Raw genomic sequence first — 14,211 nt, 5'->3', positions numbered from 1 at the left:
CGCGATTGACTCGGCAAGGCGCCCTCCTATGTTGCGCCGGCTTGCTGATAGTCAAACGCGAACCCGCAAGCGGAAAGGTCACCGCGCCATGCCTGGCGACAGTATTAGTCGAACGCAACCGCCGTCCGCCTAGACGTGACCTCCAACGGTTCATGTCCTGCCGGACGGCAAGGAGTGAACCATGAACGATTTTTCCCCCGTAGCGGACGACGAGGCTGTCGCCATCGCCCGCATCCTTGCCAACGACCATGTCGCGGACGTGGTCGAGGCGCTCAATCACGAATCGCGCGAAACCGCGACGGATCTGCTTTGCGCGGTCCCCTTCGAGCGACTGGTCGAGATCTTCGACCAGCCGGAACTCGACGGTGCGCCCGAACTCGCGGAGGCCCTGCCCCGCGCCAAGGCAAGCAAGCTGCTCACCGCCATGTCGGTCGACCGTGCGGCCGACATACTGCGCGAGCTCGATGAGCCGGCACGCTCCGAACTGCTCGGCGCACTGGCGCCGCCGCTGCGCGCGACCCTGTTGTCCATCCTGGGCTATCCCGAAGGCAGCGCCGCATCGATCATGACGACGGAGTTCGTCAGCGTTCCCTCTGACTGGACCGTCGGGCGTACGCTCGACTATATCAGAAAGGTCGAGCGGACGCGCGAGACCGTCTACGCGATCTACATCGTCGACCCGCAAACGCATCTCCTGGTGCGATCGACCGGCCTGCGCCGGCTCATTACCGGTGAGCCGGAAGACCCGATCCTGTCGGTGGCGCCGGACCGTGTTCCGGTCACGGTCACCCCGCTGACCGATCGTGAAACCCTGGCGCAGACGATCTCCAAATACGATCTGCTCGCCGTGCCGGTCGTCGACCACGGCAAGATCCTCGGCATCGTCACGATCGACGACATCATCGACACGATGATCGAGGAGACGACGGAGGATGTGCACCGCTTCGGCGGCATGGAAGCGCTCGACGAGCCCTACATGAAGATGAGTTTCCTCGCCATGATCCAGAAGCGCGCCGGCTGGCTGTGCGCGCTGTTCCTTAGCGAAATGCTGACCGCCAACGCCATGCAGAGCTACGAGAGCGAGCTGGAAAAGGCGATCGTGCTCACGCTCTTTATCCCGCTGATCATGAGCTCCGGCGGCAATTCCGGCTCGCAGGCGACCTCGCTGGTCATCCGCGCGATGGCGCTGCGCGAGATCGGCCTGGGCGACTGGTGGCGCGTTGCCTTGCGCGAGCTGCCGACCGGCCTGGTGCTGGGATCGATCCTCGGCGTCGTTGGCGTCTGCCGCATCACGCTGTGGCAGTACTTCGGTTTCTACGATTACGGCCCGCACTGGCCGCTGATTGCCGCGACGGTCGGCGCGGCACTGGTCGGCATCGTCACCTTTGGTTCCCTCTCGGGATCGATGCTGCCCTTTGCCCTGAAACGGGTCGGTTTCGACCCCGCCAGCGCATCGGCGCCGTTCGTCGCCACGCTGGTCGATGTCACCGGGCTGGTGATCTATTTCTCGGTGGCGCTGGTCATCCTGCGCGGCACATTGCTGTAGCCGCGCCTGCCGTCTCCGCCGCTGGCCATGGCCGGCGGCGACTTCCGCCTCTCACGCTGTGGATGGTTCGTCGACCTTCATGGAGCCAACCACGCCCGTCACTGGACGCGCTGGCCGTCTTTCACGCGGTAGGTCGGCTTGTACATGGTGACGAGCTCTTCCGCGGCGGTCGGGTGCACGGCCATCGTGCGGTCGAAATCATCCTTGGTCAGCCCAGCCTTCAGCGGAATGCCGAGCAGCTGCGCCATTTCGCCGGCATCCGGCCCCAATATATGGGCGCCAAGCACTTTGCGGGTCGCGCCATCGACCACCAGCTTGATCAGCATCTTCTCGTCGCGGCCCGACAGCGTATGCCGCATCGGCCGGAAGCTGGCGCGGTAGATTTCGACATCGGCGAAACGCTTGACGGCTTCGTCTTCGGACAGGCCGACCGTGCCGATTTCCGGCTGCGAGAAGACGGCGGTCGCGATCGTTTCGTGGTCGGGCGCGGTCGGGTTACCCTTGAAGGCCGTCTCGACAAAGCACATCGCTTCGTGGATCGCCACCGGCGTCAACTGCACGCGGTTGGTGACGTCGCCGATCGCCCAGATGTTGTCGATGTTGCTGCGGGAGTACGCGTCGACCTTGATCGCACCGGCCTGGGTCATCTCGAGGCCGATGCCTTCCAGGCCCATATTCTCGGTGTTTGGAATGCGCCCGATGGCGAGCATCACCTGATCCACCGTCAGCGTCTGGCCGTTGGTGAGAACGGCGTCGAGGCGGCCGTCCGGCCGCTTGCGCACCTCTTCGCTCACCGCGTGGCAGAGTATCTTGATCCCCTTCTTTTCCATGGTCTCGTGCAATGTGCGGCGCAGATCCATGTCGAAGCGGCTGAGGATCTCCTTGCCGCGATAGACCAGCGTGGTGTCGACGCCGAGCCCATGGAAAATGTTGGCGAACTCGACCGCGATATAGCCGCCGCCCTCAATCATGATCGCCTTCGGCAGTTCCTTGAGGTCGAAAGCCTCATTGGAGAAGATGCAGTGTTCATGACCGGGAAGTGCCGGATGCGCCGCCGGACGGCCGCCGGTGGCGATCAGGATCTGGTCGGCCGTGACGGTGCGGTCCTCGCCAAGAAGACGGATGATATGCGGATCGACGATCATCGCCCGCGAATGGAAGGTCTCGCCACCTGCGCCCTCGACATTCTTCTTGTAGATCGCCTCCAGCCGGCTGATCTCGCGGTCCTTGTTGGCGACCAGCGTCTGCCAATTGAAACTGGCTTCCGGCACCGTCCAGCCATAGCCGGCGGCATCGGCGAAATGCTCCGGAAATTGCGAGGCGTAAACATAGAGTTTTTTCGGCACGCAGCCGCGGATAACGCAGGTGCCGCCAAAGCGGTATTCCTCGGCGATGCCGACGCGCTTGCCGAGTGCCGCGGCGACGCGCGCCGCCCTCACCCCGCCCGAGCCGCCGCCGATGACGAAAAGATCGTAGTCATAACCAGCCATGGGGCGGCTCCTTGAACGTCGGAAAATGCGAGTGACAGGTAGGCCGCCAAAGGCCAAAAGAAAAGCCCGGACAAGCCGGGCTTCACAGATGGCCGCAAGGCCGCATTTGAAAACGCAGGATCAGTTCTGCGTGCCGTCGGCGGGAGCCGCACCATCGGCCGGGGCAGCGCCATCCGCCGGAGCCGCATTGTCGGCGGGAGCTGCACCATCAGCGGGTGCGGGGGCTGCCTTCGCCTTTGCCTTGGCGGCCGCGGCCAGCGTTTCGCCAACCTGCTGGGCGAGGTCGCGGCCAAGGCCGTTTTGCCAGATGTCCGCTGCCTTGATCAAATCACGCGTCACGGCCGGACCGCTGTCGAGCAGTTTCTTGCCCGCGTCTGAAGCATAGAACGTCGCGATGTCGTTGAGTTCCTTTTCGGAAAACACCTTCGCATAGGCAAGGGCGGCTTCCTTCTCGAGATCGGCTCGGCGTGAGGCCAGCGCCAGAGCCTTCTCGTTGATCGTCTTGCCGATCAGCTCCTGCATGTCCGGGTTCTTCTGGATGAGCTGCGATTCGAGCGCGGCCGCCGCCTGCGGCAAGATGTTGTCGAACGGGTCGGTCGCATGGATCGCCGCGACCGCCGCCCGGGCCGCCTTCAGGTGCGATTCCGTGATATCCTGCGAAAACGCCGGCGACGACAAGGCGAAAACGGCCGAAGCCGCCAGAACGACGCAAAGGCCGCGAACCCGGTTATGCAACATCATGGTCGGTAGAACTCCCTGGTTTTCGGGCGGCATGGACGGTTTGGATACCGTCGCCGCCGGCGATGATGGCCGCTGAAGCCAGCCCGATGAAAAGACCATGCTCGACCACGCCCGGAATGGCGTGGAGAGCATTCGAAAGCGCTCTTGTATCCGGAATGCGGCCAAAAGATGCATCGAGGATAAAATGGCCGCCGTCTGTAACAAAAGCCTGGCCTCCCGTCATCCTCAATGTAATCGGACCGGAAAGGCCGAGTTCCGCAGCCGCCTTGGCTATGGCGATCTCGGTGGCACGCAGGCCGAACTGGTTGACTTCGATCGGCAGCGGAAAACGGCCGAGCGTCTCGACCATCTTCGACCGGTCGGCGATGACGATCATGCGCTGCGAGGCCGCGGCCACGATCTTTTCGCGCAGCAGCGCGCCGCCGCCGCCCTTGATCAGCGTGAGTTCCGGATCGACCTCGTCGGCGCCGTCGACGGTGAGATCGAGCTCGGGCGTTTCCTCCAGTGTCGACAGCGGCACGCCAAGTTCACGGCACAGTGCTGCGGTGCGCTCCGACGTCGGCACACCGATGACAGTCATGCCGGTGGCGACCTTGTCGGCGAGCAGCCGCACGAATTCTTCCGCCGTGGTGCCGGTGCCGATGCCGAGCCGCATGCCGTCGCTGACATGGGCAAGGGCGGCCCGCGCGGCCTCGACCTTCAATTGTCTTGCATCCATGCCGCTTGCTGCCCCGGGAACCTTCTGCATGTCGCCCAAAAGTGACCTCGGTTTTGGGGAAACGACATGCATGAAACTTAGTGTTGCGGGCTCCTAGCATTTTTGCCGGTCGGGTCAAAGCCCTTGGGCGCCTGTCCACCGCTCTGCTTGCCTTGGCGCGCCGCAGCCGCTATCGCCTGCCGATGCACAAATCTGCGCAGGATGGATCATGAGTCGCCCGATCATCGTGTTCGACCTCGACGGAACGCTGATTGACACAGCGCCGGACCTGCTCGACAGCCTCAACCACAGCCTGGCCGCCAGCGAACTCACGGCCGTCGACGAGGCCGGCTTCAGGCGCTTCGTCGGCCATGGCGGCCGCGTGATGATAGAGCGGGCGCACGCCGCCCAGCAGCGCTCGCTCGACGTCGCTGAGCACGACCGGCTGCTAAAACTGTTTCTCGATCACTACACCGACAATATTCCCGGCAAATCCCGCCCCTACCCCGGTGTCATCGAGGCCATCGCGCGCTTCGAGAAGGCCGGCTATCTCCTCGCCATATGCACCAACAAATACGAGGCCAACTCGCTGGCGCTGATCGAAGCGCTCGGCCTGACCAGCCATTTCGCGGCCATTGCCGGACAGGACACATTCGCCTTCCGCAAGCCCGACTCGCGCCACTTGACCGAAACCATCAAGCTCGCCGGCGGCGACTCGCACCGCGCGCTGATGGTCGGCGATTCGCAAACCGACATCGACACCGCCAAGGCCGCCGGCATTCCTGTTGTAGCAGTCGATTTCGGCTACACCGACCGGCATGTCCGCGAATTCGAGCCCTCGGCGGTGATTTCGCATTTCGACGCGCTGACCGTGGATCTGGCGGAGCGGCTGATCAAGGCCGCGGGACACTGAACGGACAGCAACGAGAATACCGTCAGGACGATCCCGAAATGGCGCCGAATCCGATCCCCTAAAGAACGCCAGACAGCGCCTTGACTTAACCGGCCGGCCTCCCTTATATCGCGGCTCGCTTGGCCTTCGGGCAACGAGCGGGCGATTAGCTCAGCGGGAGAGCACACCCTTCACACGGGTGGGGTCGCAGGTTCAATCCCTGCATCGCCCACCATTTTCCCAAATGGTTTTCCAGCCTTAGCCCGTTGACGCTCTCTTGGTAACGGCGCGGCAAACAGCCGCTCGTGCGAACATTCGCCGGGCACGCATGGCATCCCATCTGGAACCAACCACCGCGCCAGCTCGTTTCCTTGCGTCGAAACTTGAGGGAAAACCATGTCCAGATTTCTGCAGGCGACCAGCGTCGCCGTTCTTCTCGCCGCCGRGCCGGCCTTTGCCGCGGATGAAGCGCCGCTGCCGCCACAAAATGCCAAGAAGCTGTCGGAGATCCTTGCCAAGGTCGAGCAGCGCGACGGCTTTCGCTATGTGAAAGAGGTCGACTGGGACAAGGACGCCTACACCGTCACCTACTACACGTCGGACAAGGCAAAGGTCGAAATCACCTATGATCCGGTGACGGCTGAGCCCAAATAGCGCCGCTGGCGCGCGCCCTCCATTCGACGGGCTTGCCCGTTTTCTCGGCGCGTCTCGATGACCCAATGGCTGCCGCAAATTGTCCATCCTTGGCGTGTGATATGCATGCCAGGGCGGAGGGCAGCGCCTGTTGGCTTGGGGGCAGTCATGCGATTTTTCGTTCGAACCGTGCTTGTCCTTGCCATCATCCTGGCCGCCAGCGTCCTTGCGGCACCTTCGGCGCGGGCCGACGGGCCGTCTTTCGACTGCGCCAAGGCGAGCCTGCCGGCGGAGAAGGCGATCTGCGCCGATCCGCAGCTGTCGGCCATCGATCTGCTGGTCGCCAAGGCCTACAAGGGCTTCGAGCCGGCCTTCGGCGGCGACAAGCGCAAGATCGCCCGCGGGCTGATCGCCGACCGCAACGCCTGCAAGAGCGATACCGCCTGCATCGTCAGCGCGCTGAACAATGCCTTGCAGACCTATGGCAATGCGCCGGCCTGGGTGCAGGACTACAATATCGCCCTGATCGGCAAGAAGGCGCTTGACGCTGCCGCGCGCAACCCCGGCAACAAGGATCAGCCCCTGCCCTCGGCAGTCGGGCAATGCGCGTCCACCCATATCAAGACGCTGACCACGCGGCTTGGCGACGATCCGCTGGAAACGGCCACGCCCGACGCAGGCAGCGCCGCCACCTTCACCAATGGCGGCGGGTCCGTTTCCTATGATCGCGAACCCGGCCTCGCCGCCTCGAAGGTCGGCGACCCCGTCGAGATGTGCCTGATCGCGATTCCCAGGGATTGTCCTAGGGATGATGACCGTGGCCGGGTCTATTATTCGATCGATCTGGTTGCGAAAGGTTCCTGGGCCTTGCCGGACTCCCAGCATCTGTGTGGCGGCGCCTGATCAGCCCTGCCTCGCGATCCACGAATGCCTGCAAAAGGGCCCGCTCGGTCGCTCCCCTTGCGCCAGATCGTCTTTGATGGCTGACTGCAACGGTTGACTGCGCCGCATGGGGGGATGGGCATGGCGACGGCAAAGCATGTGTTGAAGCGCATCCTGATGATGCTCGCTGGTTATCTGGTCGCCATACTGGTCGGCCTGGTCGCCGTGGTGGCGATCTATGCTGCGCTCAGTTCCCTGCCCAACGCGCCGGCCTATTTCGACATGATGGGCGTCAGCCCGATCGCTGTCCTGGTGGTGCCGCCGCTCGGCATGTTCGTCTATTTCCTGACGATTGTCGTGACCGGGTTGCAAACGCTGATCTTCGCGCTGATCGCCGAGTTCTTCTCCTTGCGCAATGTCCTGATGCACATGTTTTTCGGCGCCGCTGCCGCCGCCGGCGGCTTCTTCCTGATCTGGCCGGTTCCGGCGGAGGATATGGATCCGGAGCGCTGGGCCGATATCGGCATCATCGCCGCCGCCGGCCTCGTCGCCGGATTGATCTACTGGCTGATCGCCGGTCGGGAGGCGGGTTTCCGTCGCCCATTGTCGCAATTCTAAACGATCAGCTCGAGGGTGAGCGAACCGCTTCTGTGGCGTCCAGGGCCTGCTTCAGCCGTGTATCGCGATCGTAGACGTCATTGAAATACTCGACCTTGCCGGACAGGTCGGGCCATGCGGTGAAATAGGCGACATAGACCGGAATCTTGCGCGTCACATCCTCGGTCGAATGGCCGTGCTTCAGCTTCTCGGCGACATAGTCGACCGAGGTGCCAAGCACCGCCGCCGCCATGCCGCGCGGGTCCTGCAGGCGCACGCAGCCGTGGCTGAGCGCACGCATGTCCTGCTTGAAGAACGATTTCTGCGGCGTGTCGTGCATGTAGATCGCGTGCTTGTTGGGGAACAGGATCTTCAGTTCACCCAGCGCATTGGCCTCGCTCGGCTGCTGGCGCACGCTGTAGGGGATGTTGGCGCCATAGGCGCCCCAATTGACCGCCGACGAGGGAATGCGCTTGCCGCGCGAATCCGTCACCTCGTAGCCGGCCCGGTCGAGATAGCCGGGATCGTTGCGCAATCTGGGCAGCATCTCGTTGACGATGATCGACTGCGGCACGCCCCAATAGGGATGGAAGTCGACCTGCTTGATCTGGTCGTAGAAGAACGCCGTCTGGTTGGTGACCCGACCGACGACGACGCGCGTCTTCAGCTTCTCCTCGCCGTTGTCGATGTAGCTCGCGGTGAACGCCGGCTGGTTGATAAAGACGCGCGGGCTGCCGAGATCGGAAGGCAGCCAGCGCAGTTCCTCCAGCGCCACCTGCACCTTGAGCAGCCTGTCGGCCTTCGACGTGCCGGCCAGCAAGGCGACGGTGCGCGGACCGATGACGCCGTCGCCCTTCATGCCTTCCTTCACCTGCACCGCCTTGATCAGCGGCACCAGCTCGGGGACGTAGACTTCACTGGTCGCCAGCCGCGACAGCAGCTCGCCATAGGTGCCGCCCATCTCGTCATCGAGACTGCGCGCAATCAGCGACAGCAGCTTTGGCAGTTCGGGGCTGGTCTCGCCCGGCTTCAGCAGCAGCTTGGGGTCGACGACGATCTCGTTTTCCGCACTGGCCTGCAAGGCCTCCAGCTCGACGCGCAGCGCCTGATATTCCGCATTCTGCGGATGCCGCGATTCGAGATAGGTGCGCACTTCCTGCGTATGCGCCAGCGTCTTCAGCACGCCGACCATGTCGAGCGGCTTGGCCGGGAAATCATAGTAGCCGGTCATCCGGTTGGGCTCGACACGGCCGTTCTGGGCGTCATGGGCGTAGCGCAACACGCGCGCCGACAGCGCCATCTCGAAGCGCACGAGCTCCCTGAGCTTGGCCGCGTCATCCACAGGGGCCGAAGTCGTGGCCGGCACATCGACCGTGTAGTCGGCGGGCGTCAGCCCGTAGCTCGCGGCCTCGCCCAGCACCCGCACCGCATCCTGGGCGCGGCTGTTGAGGCTGGTTCCGTTCACCCAGATGAAGTCCGGATTGGCCGAGTAATAGGCGATCAGCGCCTTGGCGATGTCGGGCTCGGCGTAGAGTTCGTAGTCGCTGAGACTGGCAATGGCATCGTGGAAAGCAGCCCCGGTGGCCGACGGAACGAACGCCGCGTCCTGTGGCGCCGCCGGCTGGGGCGCGGCGGACAGCGTCGAGAAATCGACGCGAACGAGCTTGTCTGCCTTGTAGGTGTAGTAGGACGGGCTGCTGATCTTCGTGCCGCCGCCAGCCGGGACTTTCGGCTTGGGCTTGTGCTTTGGCGGAGGCGGAAACTCGCCTTCCGGCTCATGCCGGATGCCGCCGCCAAACAGCATGTCGAACAGCCCTTGCGCACTTGCCTGAGGCGCGCCGAGGGCGAGCGTTGCCGCGATCGCCACAAGCGGCATCGCGGTTGCTTTTTTACCGAGGAATTTCATGGATCACCCGCTCCGGCCGCAACCGGTTCCCGTTCCGCACGCTAGACCGTCTCGCTCACCGCATGGCGGATGTAAGGCGCGACTATACCGATTCATACCGATTTCGTTAAGCTTTCATAAATTTTGGAAAGCCTGTTGCAGAACGGTTTCACAAGATCGTGACGGCTGGAGCGCGGGTGTTTCGCTCCAGCCTGAGGAATGCCCCAGAATTCAGGCGTTGGCGCCGCCATCGATGGTCAACGCGGCGCCGGTGACGAAACGCCCCTCCGGACCGGCAAGCCAGGCAACCATGCCGGCGATGTCGTCGGCCTTGCCGAATCGCGGCGTCGCCATCTTCTGGCGCTGGTGGTCGGCATGCGGTCCGTCCGCCGGGTTCATGTCGGTGTCGGTCGAGCCGGGATGGACGACATTGGCGGTGATGCCGCGCGCACCGAGGTCGCGTGCGAGAGCCTTGGTCAGGCCGACCAGCGCCGCCTTGCTTGCCGAATAGGCGCCGAGGCTGGTGTCGGTGACCCGCTCGGCGAGATTGCTGCCGATCGAGATGATCCGGCCGCCCTCGCCCATATGCGCCGCTGCCGCCTTCGAGGCAATGAAAGGGGCTCTGAGATTGACCGACATGGTCTCGTCGAAGTCGGCTAACGACAATGTGTCGATGGGCGCCGCACGCCAGATGCCGGCACTGTTGACCAGAATATCGAGCCGTCCGAATGCCGCGACGGCGTCATCGACGGCCCTGTCTATCGCCTCGGCGTCGCGGTTGTCCGCCTTGATGGCGATGGCGCGGCCGCCCTTGGCCTCTATCTCGGCGACGACCGAACGGGCGTGTTCCTCGCCATGCACATAGGTGAGCGCCACATCTGCGCCCTCGGCCGCGAGCCTTCGCGCAATCGCCGCCCCAATGCCGCGGCTGCCGCCGGTGACGAGCGCCGCCTTGCCGTTCAAATCGCTGGAAGACATCTGTTTCTCCATTTATGTAGTGATTGATACATAAATATCTGGCAGCCTTGCTGGACCGCGTCAACTCATTTATGTATCGATCAACACAGAAAAGAAGAACATGTCGGAAAGAGGCCGTCCCCGCACCTTCGATCGAACCGCCGCCCTGCGGCGCGCGATGGAGCTGTTTTGGGCCAAGGGCTATGAGGGTACGTCGATCGCCGAGCTGACGACGGCGATGGGTATCAGTTCGCCCAGCCTCTATGCCGCCTTCGGCAGCAAGGAGGCGCTGTTTCTCGAAGCGACCGAATATTACACGCAAGCCGAAGGAACCGAGATCTGGGCCGCCCTGGACAAGGCATCGACGGCATGCCAGGCGATCGAGAACTTCCTGCGGCGGACAGCCAGGGCCTATTCGCAGACCGATCGCCCACAGGGATGCCTGATTGCGCTGGGCGCATTGCATGAGGATTCAAGCAGCGGTGCCATCTGCAGCGATTTGCGTCGCCGCCGAGCCGAAAACCTCACGGCCCTTCGCAAGCGCCTGGAGCGCGGCGTGGCCGAGGGTGAATTGCCGGCCGGCTTCGACTGCGGTGCCGTGGCGACCTTCTACGCCACGGTGCAGCACGGCATGTCCATCCAGGCGCGCGACGGCGCGTCGTGCTCCGCGCTTATGGCGACCGTCGCTGGCGCGATGGCTGCCTGGCAGACGCTGGCAGGCCCCGAGAGAGCGTGACAAACGCAGGCTGTTGTGCTCGAAATTCCGACCTGCCAGCAAGGCCGGGAGGAACGTCGGTGAAAAAGGGTTATCGCGAACTGCTGGATGAAGCCAACGCCGAGATCGAAGTGGTTTCGCCTGAAGAAGCCGCAGGTTTGCTCGAGGACGAAGGCACCATCTTCGTCGACCTGCGCGACCCGCGCGAGGTCGAACGCGACGGCAGGATTCCCGGCGCCAAACATGTCACACGCGGTATGCTGGAATTCTGGATCGATCCGGAAAGCCCCTACCACAAGCCGTTCTTCGCCTCGGGCAAGAGTTTTGTGTTCTTCTGCGCCGGCGGCTGGCGCTCGGCGCTCGCCACCAAGACGGCGCAGGATATGGGCCTGTCGCCGGTCAAGCACATCCTTGGCGGCTACACCGCCTGGAAGGCGGCCGGACTGCCGGTCGAGCCCGGCGAGAAGAAGAAAATAGCCTGACCGCAGCTCAATGCAGGAAGGACGGTTCGCGGTGCTCCGCGACGAAGGCGACTGCGCTCGCGACCACGCCCTTGTCGGCGAGGATGCGGCGGTGGCCGAGCCCGTCGGCCCAGTGCAGCCGTACATGGCCGCCGGCGCCGGCATAGCGCTTTGCGTGCTCGGCCGGCACTTCGCGATCGTCAGGCGCGTGAATGACCAGCGTCGGCACCGGCGCCTGTGCGAGCTGGCGGTCGCCGGTGAATTCATGCAGCGGCCGGCCGGACAAATGCTGGACACGTTCCGCCATCGCGACCTGTGAACGCGGCCCGACATTGAGCATGCGGCTGAAATCGGCGAAGATCGCCGGCAAGGAGCTTGGGGCTGCAATCAGCACAAGACGTCCGGCCGCCAGTGGCGGAATGTCCTTGACCGAACCGGCAATGGCATTGGCGGCAACGGCGCCGCCGAAGGAATGCCCCACCGCCGCGACAAACGGGCCGAACCATTCGCCGGCGGCCCGCACCGCGTCGACCGCATTGACCATGTTCAGGTGCCGGCCCTGCGAATGGCCGTGTCCCGGCAGGTCCAGGGAGACGACCCTGTAGCCGGCCGCGCGGTAGCCCTCGATCAAGGCGCGCATATATTCGGTGCGCGATCGCCAGCCATGGACGACCAGCACGGTGCCAAGTGCGGCCCTGCCCGGTTCCGGCCGGAACTCGTGCACCATCACGCAGCCGGTCCTGGTCTTCAGCCGGTGATGGCGCGCCTCGGTCATGAACTCCGCGGCCCGGCCTATGGCGCGGCGCTCGCCGTCGGTCAGCGCCTTGGCGCTCGGCGTGCGGCAGAACAGTTCGAAAGCCGCGCGCCCGGTGATGCGTGGCGCAATATGCTCGGCCGCACCAAATACGCTCCGGATGACCTTCAGCCCGATTGATGCCATAGTGAGAATCCATCCATACGTTCAAGCATGAACATAATAGTTCAAAGATGAACAATAAACAAGAGCTACCCTGGGACAACCCGCGTTTTCGCAACTGGGTCGCGGTGGCGCGCGCCTGCCATGTGCTGGAGCGCACGCTGGCGGTGAAACTCGCGCCGCTTGACCTGAAGCCGGCGCAGCTCGACGTGCTGATGAACCTCTACCGCCATCCCGGCATGTCGCAGCACGACCTTGCCCGCAGGCTGCTCGTCGGCCGCTCCAACATCACGATGCTGTTGCCGCAGTTGGAGACGCGCGGCCTGCTGCGCCGCGAAGGCGACGAGAAGGACAAGCGCATCCTGCGGCTCGCCCTGACCGAAGCCGGCGAGGCCCTGCTGATGCAGGCGCTGAAAGTGCATATGGCGCTGATCGAGAAGGCGATGAGCCAGTCGACGCCGGAACAATGCGACATGATCGGCGATCAGATGCGCAAGATCTATGAGGTGCTGAAGGAAGCGTGAACGGCAGGATCATCGCTATCCTCTCGCGAAGGCTGTTGAAAAACTCAGAACTATGCGGGATTCTTGCGTTTCGCCTGAGGGACGATCGAAATGACCCCGACCCTGCGCAATTTGCCCATGCTTGTACCCGGCATCGTTGCGGCTCTATGCGGCCGCGCTGCCGCACAGGATTATGCGAAGTTTCGCGTCCTCGACACCAAGGTCATCGAGGACATGTGGATCAGTGCCGGTCAGAAGGCGGCGCTGCTTTCGCCGGATGGCAGTCGGGTGCTTCATCTCAACGGCAGCGAGTTCTGTCTGCTGGCTCCGTCCCAGATGGGATCCTGGGCAAAAGTCGCCTGCATGCAATCCACGCCCGACAATAGCCCAGGTGAAGCGGCTGACATGTTCTGGTCCCCCGCGGGCAGCCAGCTGCTGATGCCGACATACACTTACGGGCTGGAGTTCTTTCGCGATACGGACATCCGGCTGTTCGATCCTGCGACATTTACCGTCAGGAACCTGACCGAGGATGGCTTCGCCGGCAGTTTTCTGGACGGCAAAGGACCGGCGAACCTGGACATTCTCGCCCATTGGATCGACGGCGACACTATCGCTTTCGTGCGCTACGCCGTTCCGGACGGAGGCATCAAGCAAGGCGGCTCGACGAGCCTGATGACGATCGAAGCCGGTGGCGGCGATCCTCGCGTCGCATTCGAAATCGCCTCCAAAAGCAGTTTTCGGGTCTGGGCGATGACAGTCTCGGCGGATGGCAAGCAAGTGGCTTACAGCCTCGCGGACAAGGACAACGCCGACAGGGCCGGCATATATCTGTTGAAGCTCGGCGAAGCGACGCCGAAGCGCGTCGCGGCAATGAGCGACGCGGGCCAGCCGGCGAGCCTGGCTTTTTCGGCCGACGGGAAGTTCTTGTTGTTGCTCGGGCGAACTGCCAGTGGCATCGACGCCAGGGTAATAGATCTGGAGAGCGGCGAGATCGTGCCGGTCGATCTTGTCCAGAACGTCGTCGGGGTGGCATGGTCGCCGACCGGATCAGCGCTGGCCTATATCACATATGACAGAGCCAACGCCGATATGCCCGGAGGTCTGTTTCTCGCCGAGGCGCCTGGCAAGCCGGCCCGGCTGCTCATCGGCGGCGGATTTTTCCCAACAGTCTGTTGCGGCCAGCAGCCTTTCACCTGGGCTTCCAACGACACCATGATCATCGCGCAGATGGGCGACAAATTGGGGTCGGTCCTGTTCGTCACGTTGGGACAATAGGCCCGCGACACAATTCGC

At 63.6% G+C, this 14,211-nt stretch carries 15 protein-coding genes and 1 tRNA gene; 10 read left to right on the top strand and 6 right to left on the bottom strand.

Annotated features, from left to right (window positions below):
• Positions 1–181 precede the first annotated feature (181 nt).
• The gene (gene mgtE, locus AC1DPX_RS33285; RefSeq protein WP_477242132.1) at positions 182–1,546 is read left to right on the top strand and encodes a magnesium transporter; all 1,365 of its coding nucleotides are present in this window, start codon (positions 182–184) and stop codon (positions 1,544–1,546) included.
• A 98-nt stretch (positions 1,547–1,644) separates the two neighbouring features.
• Here mgtE and gor read toward each other — a convergent pair whose 3' ends face one another.
• The 3 genes from gor to rpiA form a co-directional block, all read right to left on the bottom strand.
• Positions 1,645–3,036 (bottom strand): glutathione-disulfide reductase, encoded by a 1,392-nt coding sequence (gor, locus tag AC1DPX_RS33280; RefSeq protein ID WP_477242130.1) that lies wholly within the window; start codon positions 3,034–3,036, stop codon positions 1,645–1,647.
• Between the two features lie 120 nt (positions 3,037–3,156).
• A complete protein-coding gene (locus tag AC1DPX_RS33275; protein ID WP_477242128.1) occupies positions 3,157–3,777 on the bottom strand; it encodes a DUF2059 domain-containing protein in 621 nt (206 codons plus the stop codon).
• Positions 3,764–4,495 (bottom strand): ribose-5-phosphate isomerase RpiA, encoded by a 732-nt coding sequence (rpiA, locus tag AC1DPX_RS33270; RefSeq protein ID WP_202354421.1) that lies wholly within the window; start codon positions 4,493–4,495, stop codon positions 3,764–3,766. Before rpiA ends, AC1DPX_RS33275 begins: the two co-directional genes overlap by 14 nt.
• Before the next feature lie 208 nt (positions 4,496–4,703).
• Here rpiA and AC1DPX_RS33265 point away from each other — a divergent pair, with 208 nt between their 5' ends.
• The 5 genes from AC1DPX_RS33265 (at position 4,704) to AC1DPX_RS33245 (ending at position 7,499) form a co-directional block, all read left to right on the top strand.
• Entirely contained in the window at positions 4,704–5,387 is a 684-nt protein-coding gene (locus tag AC1DPX_RS33265) for a phosphoglycolate phosphatase (RefSeq protein ID WP_477242126.1), read from the top strand.
• Positions 5,388–5,526: 139 nt separating this feature from the next.
• Positions 5,527–5,601, top strand: a tRNA-Val gene (locus tag AC1DPX_RS33260).
• Positions 5,602–5,762: 161 nt separating this feature from the next.
• The gene (locus AC1DPX_RS33255) at positions 5,763–6,020 is read left to right on the top strand and encodes a PepSY domain-containing protein (RefSeq protein WP_477242124.1); all 258 of its coding nucleotides are present in this window, start codon (positions 5,763–5,765) and stop codon (positions 6,018–6,020) included.
• Between the two features lie 147 nt (positions 6,021–6,167).
• On the top strand, positions 6,168–6,902 hold the full coding sequence (locus tag AC1DPX_RS33250; protein WP_477242122.1) for a lysozyme inhibitor LprI family protein: 735 nt from the start codon (positions 6,168–6,170) through the stop codon (positions 6,900–6,902).
• 114 nt (positions 6,903–7,016) lie between these two features.
• Positions 7,017–7,499 carry a hypothetical protein gene (locus AC1DPX_RS33245; RefSeq protein ID WP_477242120.1) on the top strand — a complete coding sequence of 161 codons (483 nt, stop codon included), beginning with the start codon at positions 7,017–7,019 and terminating at the stop codon, positions 7,497–7,499.
• Positions 7,500–7,503: 4 nt separating this feature from the next.
• Here the strand turns inward: AC1DPX_RS33245 and AC1DPX_RS33240 are convergent, their stop codons facing one another.
• Together AC1DPX_RS33240 and AC1DPX_RS33235 are read right to left on the bottom strand one after the other, a co-directional pair.
• Positions 7,504–9,384, bottom strand: coding sequence for a L,D-transpeptidase family protein (locus AC1DPX_RS33240; RefSeq protein WP_477242118.1), 1,881 nt, complete (start codon positions 9,382–9,384; stop codon positions 7,504–7,506).
• Positions 9,385–9,594: 210 nt separating this feature from the next.
• On the bottom strand, positions 9,595–10,341 hold the full coding sequence (locus AC1DPX_RS33235) for a 3-oxoacyl-ACP reductase family protein (RefSeq protein WP_477242116.1): 747 nt from the start codon (positions 10,339–10,341) through the stop codon (positions 9,595–9,597).
• Between the two features lie 100 nt (positions 10,342–10,441).
• On the opposite strand from AC1DPX_RS33235, the gene AC1DPX_RS33230 reads away from it, so the two are divergent.
• Both AC1DPX_RS33230 and AC1DPX_RS33225 read left to right on the top strand, forming a co-directional pair.
• Positions 10,442–11,056: a TetR/AcrR family transcriptional regulator gene (locus AC1DPX_RS33230; RefSeq protein ID WP_477242114.1), complete on the top strand. Its 615-nt coding sequence runs from the start codon at positions 10,442–10,444 to the stop codon at positions 11,054–11,056.
• Positions 11,057–11,115: 59 nt separating this feature from the next.
• Positions 11,116–11,517, top strand: coding sequence for a rhodanese-like domain-containing protein (locus AC1DPX_RS33225; protein WP_477242112.1), 402 nt, complete (start codon positions 11,116–11,118; stop codon positions 11,515–11,517).
• A gap of 7 nt (positions 11,518–11,524) precedes the next feature.
• On the opposite strand, the gene AC1DPX_RS33220 is transcribed toward AC1DPX_RS33225, so the two are convergent.
• On the bottom strand, positions 11,525–12,436 hold the full coding sequence (locus AC1DPX_RS33220) for an alpha/beta hydrolase (RefSeq protein ID WP_477242110.1): 912 nt from the start codon (positions 12,434–12,436) through the stop codon (positions 11,525–11,527).
• A gap of 47 nt (positions 12,437–12,483) precedes the next feature.
• Between AC1DPX_RS33220 and AC1DPX_RS33215 the strand changes: the two genes are divergently transcribed.
• On the top strand, positions 12,484–12,936 hold the full coding sequence (locus tag AC1DPX_RS33215; RefSeq protein ID WP_477242108.1) for a MarR family winged helix-turn-helix transcriptional regulator: 453 nt from the start codon (positions 12,484–12,486) through the stop codon (positions 12,934–12,936).
• Between the two features lie 90 nt (positions 12,937–13,026).
• On the top strand, positions 13,027–14,193 hold the full coding sequence (locus tag AC1DPX_RS33210; protein ID WP_477242106.1) for a TolB family protein: 1,167 nt from the start codon (positions 13,027–13,029) through the stop codon (positions 14,191–14,193).
• The last annotated feature ends 18 nt before the right edge of the window (positions 14,194–14,211 follow it).

The sequence above is a fragment of the Mesorhizobium sp. 01N446 genome (assembly GCF_056399285.1).
This window is presented reverse-complemented; position numbering and strand designations above follow the sequence as displayed.